Below are 6,034 nucleotides of genomic sequence, written 5' to 3'. Positions count from 1 at the left end.
TGATGTGAACCCCTAAATCCGGACAAAGGATTTGGGGGTTTTTGAATGTCAAAATATGATAAAAAATTAAAAATAAAAGTAATTAAAGAATATGAGAAAAATAATATTAGTCAATGTAAATTATCAAAAAAATATAAAATACCACTATCAACAATCAAAAATTGGATAAAATGGTATATGGATAATGGTATTAAAGGCGTAAGTAAAAAAGTAAAAAATAAAAGTTATACTAGTAATTTTAAGCTGTTTGTATTACAATATAAAAAAACTAATAATCTAACTTTCAGAGAAACTGCTGTTAAATTTGATATAACAAATGATTCAATCATAGTTAATTGGCAAAGGAAATATGATGAATATGGATTAGAAGGTTTAAATAGTAAAACAAAAGGAAGAAAGCCTAAAATGAAAAAATCTATACCAATAGAACAAAAAAGAAAAAAAAATTTACAAGAAAGCGAAAGAGAAGAACTTTTAAGACTAAGAGAAGAAAATCTCCTATTAAAGGCAGCTATAGCTTATGAAAAAAAACTTCAAGCCTTGCTTATGGAAAAGGACTTAAAAACAAAGAAAAAGCAAAAGCGATAATTGAATTAAGCAAGGCAAAAGAATATAAATCAATTACAATATTACAATGGTTAAAAGTGGCTAAATTAAATAAAAGTTCCTTTTATGAGTGGAAAGAAAAACTATATAAACAGATAAAGTCAAAAGAGATTTATATTATTGAAAAAATAAAAGATATAGTAAAAGAATCTAAAGGAAGATATGGATATAGAAGAGTAAGTAAGGTATTAAGATTAGAATATGGACTTATTGTAAACCACAAGAAAGTTTTAAGAATAATGAAAGAAAATGAACTTTTATGTATAAAGTTTAAAAATAGAGTTAGAAAGTATAATTCATATAAAGGAACAGTAGGAAAGATAGCAAATAATATTGTTAATAGAAATTTTAAAGCTGATAAACCAAATAAATTATGGCTAACAGATATAACAGAATTTAAAATAAGAAATAGTGAAAAGAAGATATATTTATCACCGATTTTAGATACTTTTAATGGAGAAATAATATCATATTCAATAGGTTTTAGTCCTACAGTAACTTTAACAAATAAGTCATTAGAAAAAGCTTTAAAAAGAATAAAAAACAAAGAAGATTTAACAATTCATACAGATCAAGGCTTTCATTATCAACATAGTAGTTTTGTAAGAATATTAGAAAATAACAATATAAGACAAAGTATGTCTAGGAAAGGAAACTGCTTAGATAATGCACCAATGGAGAATTTTTTTGGAATATTGAAACAAGAAATGTTTTATGGAGAAAATTATTCTTCTTATGAAAAATTAATAGAAGATATAAAAGAGTATATTAAATGGTACAATACGAAAAGAATTAAGGAGAATTTAAAAGGAATGTCTCCTATTGATTATAGATTACATTCCTTTGAATAATTTATTTAACTGTCCGTATTTTTGGGTTCAGCTCAATTTCAAGGTCTTTTTATTATATTTACATATAGATGCAAAACTTATGTTTATTTGTATCTTTTTATAACAAATACCTTTAAAAGTAACAAGAAATTTAGACTAAAATATTTTCGATAAAATTTTTTCATTTTTTTATAGAATTTTCATGTCAAAGTATTGCATTAATTTAAATTTTGTTGTAAACTAATTATGAATTGTTATATTTATTATTATTTTTTAAGCGTTTTATTGTGTATAATCGCTGAAAAATGGTTATATATAGTGTGTTGCTATTTTTTATATGTTTAACAATATGCAATTATTTATTTTATATTTATTTATTTTTAAGGAAGGTAACATTATGAAATTAAAGAAAAATTTTATTAGTTGCTTTTTATTATTTGCTATTTTATGTCAATTCTTCATACCAACATTTGTTAAAGCAGATATAGGTTATACTCAAAATCAAGAGGGTGTATTCCCTACTGATTTCTCAGAAATTGACGGATTAATTAGAAATTATAAAAATCAACCAATAGATTACAAAGAGGCAATCGTCTCTAAGAAAGCGAGTAGAGGAGATAAAGATGGAGAATTTTACATTGACTTAAGAGTCGAAGGTAAAACCTCTGAAGAGGAATATACTAAGGATATTGTTGTTGTTCTTGATAACTCAAACTCAATGAAAGAAAATAATCGTGTTACTATTGCAAAAAATACATTGACTACATTTGTAAAAAATGTTCTAAGAGATGGTAATGGAAAAGTAAGAGTAGCATTGGTAACTTATGGTTCAGATGTTTTTGACGGAAGATTCGTTGATGAGTTTTATTATAAAGGAAATATGTTAGACCATAGTTATAAGACTTTTACTACAAATCCACAAGATATTATTAATAAAATTCCTTCTAAAGTTCCTGAAGAATATAATTATACTAATCCTTATAATTTTTATTATTCTTCTATAGGAGCTACATTTACTCAAGCAGCTCTTAAAGAAGCAGCAGATATTTTAAGTACAAGTACTGCTAAACAAAAAATTATAGTGCATTTAACAGATGGAGTTCCAACTGTTTCAAATAAAATTAGCTCTATTGATCGTAGTGGAAAAGCAAATTTTGATTATTCAATAGCTGCTAAAAAAGGTTCTGGACATACATTCTTTTTAAAAGATGGATATTGGTATAATAGATATTACTATAATTATCAGGATAGACATAGAGATTACAATGTAAATAATGCTCAAACAGGAAGACAACTACATGTTGAAAATCATGGTGTAGCTACTTACTATGAAGCAAAAGAAATTCTTAAAAAATATTCTGTTTATACTGTTGGTATAGAACTAACTGATACATCTTATGATGACCGTAATAGAGGATATGGTACTTACTATCCAGAAGGTACTATTCCAAGAAATGATATATTAAAACTTATGAGAAGTATTTCAACTTCTCCAAGACATTATTATGACTCTGCTAGTATCAATCAATTAAGTGATATACTTGCACAAATCGAAAGAGATATTCGTAATACTGTTGTAAATGGTAAAGTAATCGATCCAATTGGTGACATGGTTCAATTAAATCTAACAAGTCCTAAAATAACAGCCTCTGAAGATTCTATATTAAATACTATTGATTTAGATTACAACCAAGGTACAAAAACTTTCACAATAAAAGGACTAAACTTAGGTAGAGGACAGTGGGTTAATTTAAGATATAAAGTTAATATTAAAACTGAAGATCCAAATTATAAGTCAGACTTCTTCTATCCAGCGAATGGAAAGACAGATTTAATACCTGTTGAAAAGACTCCAAATATAGTTCGTGAATTCCCAGTTCCTTCTGTAAAGGCACATTCTATTGACGTAAATGTTCAAAAGGTTTGGAAATACAAAAACGGAAAAGATTTACCAGATAGTATGAAAAAGGAAATCAAAGTTAAACTTATTAGAACTTCAACTAATCCCGATGTTGAAGAAACTAATAAAGTTAAAGAAATTGGAGAAAAAACTTTAAATAAGGCCGGAGATTGGAAAGCGACTTTTGAAAAGTTAATTCCATTTGATAATTTAGGTTATCATTTTGAATATACTGTAAAAGAAGTTGCACTTGAAGGTTTCGAAAGCAAGATTGAATATTCAAACAATAAAAACTTCATTAAATCTGAAAGCGGAGATGTTACAATAACAAATACTAAGAATATCGAAGTAGAATTTTTCAAATACAAAACTGAAAATGGACAAAAAATTCCTATCTCTGATATTGAATTTGAATTATATAAGAAAAACGCATTAGGTAGATACGAAGTTGTAACAAACGATGGAAAAAATGTTGTTGTTAAATCTGGAGCTGATGGAAAGTTCAAGTTTGACAGTCTTGAAGTTGGAGAATATGCTATAAAGGAAATAAAAGCTCCTGAAGGCTATCGTACTCCAAAAAATTTTGTAAGAACTTTTGAAATAACATCTGAAGGAAAAGTAAAGTATGAAAATGCTGTTTACAATTCTGATGATACTTTCTATAACATTGAGAATATAAAGTATCCACAAATGTACTTTATGTTTAGAAAGCTTGATACAAATGGCGAACTTATAAAACAAGGAATTTTAGAATTGCAATTAAAAGGACCAAAAGATAAAACTTTATCTTTTGACTTAACAAAGAGTACAAATGATGGCTTTAAGTTTGAAATTCCAGAAGACTTCCCTACTGGTGACTATGTTTTAACTGAAAAAACTGCTCCAATGGGATATCAAAAGTCAAATGTTGAGTATCATATAAGAATTGATGCTGAAAACAGAACGATTACTTTGGTAAAAGAAGTAAAAGGAAGTGTAGAAACTCAAAAGAACATTGTTTTATATCAAGATAACGACGGTGCAATTGACACAATTAAGCATGATATTAAAAATGATAAGACAGTATATCCACATACTGGTGGAACTGGTGTAGTACCATTTGTACTATCAGGACTTTTCGTAATGCTTTGTGCAGGTTCAGTTTATATGCTTAAAAAGAAAAGAGCAATGTAAAAAATAAATTAAAAAGACCTTGATTTCAAATTTTGAGCTGAACCCAAAAATACGGACAGTTAAATAAATTATTCAAAGGAATGTAATCTATAATCAATAGGAGACATTCCTTTTAAATTCTCCTTAATTCTTTTCGTATTGTACCATTTAATATACTCTTTTATATCTTCTATTAATTTTTCATAAGAAGAATAATTTTCTCCATAAAACATTTCTTGTTTCAATATTCCAAAAAAATTCTCCATTGGTGCATTATCTAAGCAGTTTCCTTTCCTAGACATACTTTGTCTTATATTGTTATTTTCTAATATTCTTACAAAACTACTATGTTGATAATGAAAGCCTTGATCTGTATGAATTGTTAAATCTTCTTTGTTTTTTATTCTTTTTAAAGCTTTTTCTAATGACTTATTTGTTAAAGTTACTGTAGGACTAAAACCTATTGAATATGATATTATTTCTCCATTAAAAGTATCTAAAATCGGTGATAAATATATCTTCTTTTCACTATTTCTTATTTTAAATTCTGTTATATCTGTTAGCCATAATTTATTTGGTTTATCAGCTTTAAAATTTCTATTAACAATATTATTTGCTATCTTTCCTACTGTTCCTTTATATGAATTATACTTTCTAACTCTATTTTTAAACTTTATACATAAAAGTTCATTTTCTTTCATTATTCTTAAAACTTTCTTGTGGTTTACAATAAGTCCATATTCTAATCTTAATACCTTACTTACTCTTCTATATCCATATCTTCCTTTAGATTCTTTTACTATATCTTTTATTTTTTCAATAATATAAATCTCTTTTGACTTTATCTGTTTATATAGTTTTTCTTTCCACTCATAAAAGGAACTTTTATTTAATTTAGCCACTTTTAACCATTGTAATATTGTAATTGATTTATATTCTTTTGCCTTGCTTAATTCAATTATCGCTTTTGCTTTTTCTTTGTTTTTAAGTCCTTTTCCATAAGCAAGGCTTGAAGTTTTTTTTCATAAGCTATAGCTGCCTTTAATAGGAGATTTTCTTCTCTTAGTCTTAAAAGTTCTTCTCTTTCGCTTTCTTGTAAATTTTTTTTTCTTTTTTGTTCTATTGGTATAGATTTTTTCATTTTAGGCTTTCTTCCTTTTGTTTTACTATTTAAACCTTCTAATCCATATTCATCATATTTCCTTTGCCAATTAACTATGATTGAATCATTTGTTATATCAAATTTAACAGCAGTTTCTCTGAAAGTTAGATTATTAGTTTTTTTATATTGTAATACAAACAGCTTAAAATTACTAGTATAACTTTTATTTTTTACTTTTTTACTTACGCCTTTAATACCATTATCCATATACCATTTTATCCAATTTTTGATTGTTGATAGTGGTATTTTATATTTTTTTGATAATTTACATTGACTAATATTATTTTTCTCATATTCTTTAATTACTTTTATTTTTAATTTTTTATCATATTTTGACATTCAAAAACCCCCAAATCCTTTGTCCGGATTTAGGGGTTCACATCA

The 6,034-nt window shown here is 26.1% G+C and carries 5 protein-coding genes; 3 read left to right on the top strand and 2 right to left on the bottom strand.

Annotation, left to right across the window (positions count from 1 at the left end):
* Positions 1 to 45 precede the first annotated feature (45 nt).
* The 3 genes from ACLGL0_RS07130 (at position 46) to ACLGL0_RS07120 (ending at position 4,509) form a co-directional block, all read left to right on the top strand.
* Positions 46 to 588 (top strand): helix-turn-helix domain-containing protein, encoded by a 543-nt coding sequence (locus ACLGL0_RS07130; protein WP_411013180.1) that lies wholly within the window; start codon positions 46 to 48, stop codon positions 586 to 588.
* On the top strand, positions 585 to 1,457 hold the full coding sequence (locus ACLGL0_RS07125) for an IS3 family transposase (RefSeq protein WP_411014032.1): 873 nt from the start codon (positions 585 to 587) through the stop codon (positions 1,455 to 1,457). Before ACLGL0_RS07130 ends, ACLGL0_RS07125 begins: the two co-directional genes overlap by 4 nt.
* A 376-nt stretch (positions 1,458 to 1,833) precedes the next feature.
* Complete coding sequence (locus ACLGL0_RS07120; RefSeq protein WP_411014172.1) at positions 1,834 to 4,509, top strand: SpaA isopeptide-forming pilin-related protein; 2,676 nt, start codon at positions 1,834 to 1,836, stop codon at positions 4,507 to 4,509.
* A 68-nt stretch (positions 4,510 to 4,577) separates the two neighbouring features.
* On the opposite strand, the gene ACLGL0_RS07115 is transcribed toward ACLGL0_RS07120, so the two are convergent.
* Both ACLGL0_RS07115 and ACLGL0_RS07110 read right to left on the bottom strand, forming a co-directional pair.
* Complete coding sequence (locus tag ACLGL0_RS07115) at positions 4,578 to 5,447, bottom strand: IS3 family transposase (RefSeq protein ID WP_411013467.1); 870 nt, start codon at positions 5,445 to 5,447, stop codon at positions 4,578 to 4,580.
* Positions 5,447 to 5,989 carry a helix-turn-helix domain-containing protein gene (locus ACLGL0_RS07110; RefSeq protein ID WP_411013180.1) on the bottom strand — a complete coding sequence of 181 codons (543 nt, stop codon included), beginning with the start codon at positions 5,987 to 5,989 and terminating at the stop codon, positions 5,447 to 5,449. The genes ACLGL0_RS07115 and ACLGL0_RS07110 overlap by 1 nt, the downstream gene beginning before the upstream one ends.
* Positions 5,990 to 6,034: the final 45 nt, after the last annotated feature.

The sequence above is a fragment of the Parvimonas pharyngis genome (genome assembly GCF_046569675.1).
Classification (GTDB): Bacteria; Bacillota; Clostridia; order Tissierellales; family Peptoniphilaceae; genus Parvimonas.
This window is presented reverse-complemented; position numbering and strand designations above follow the sequence as displayed.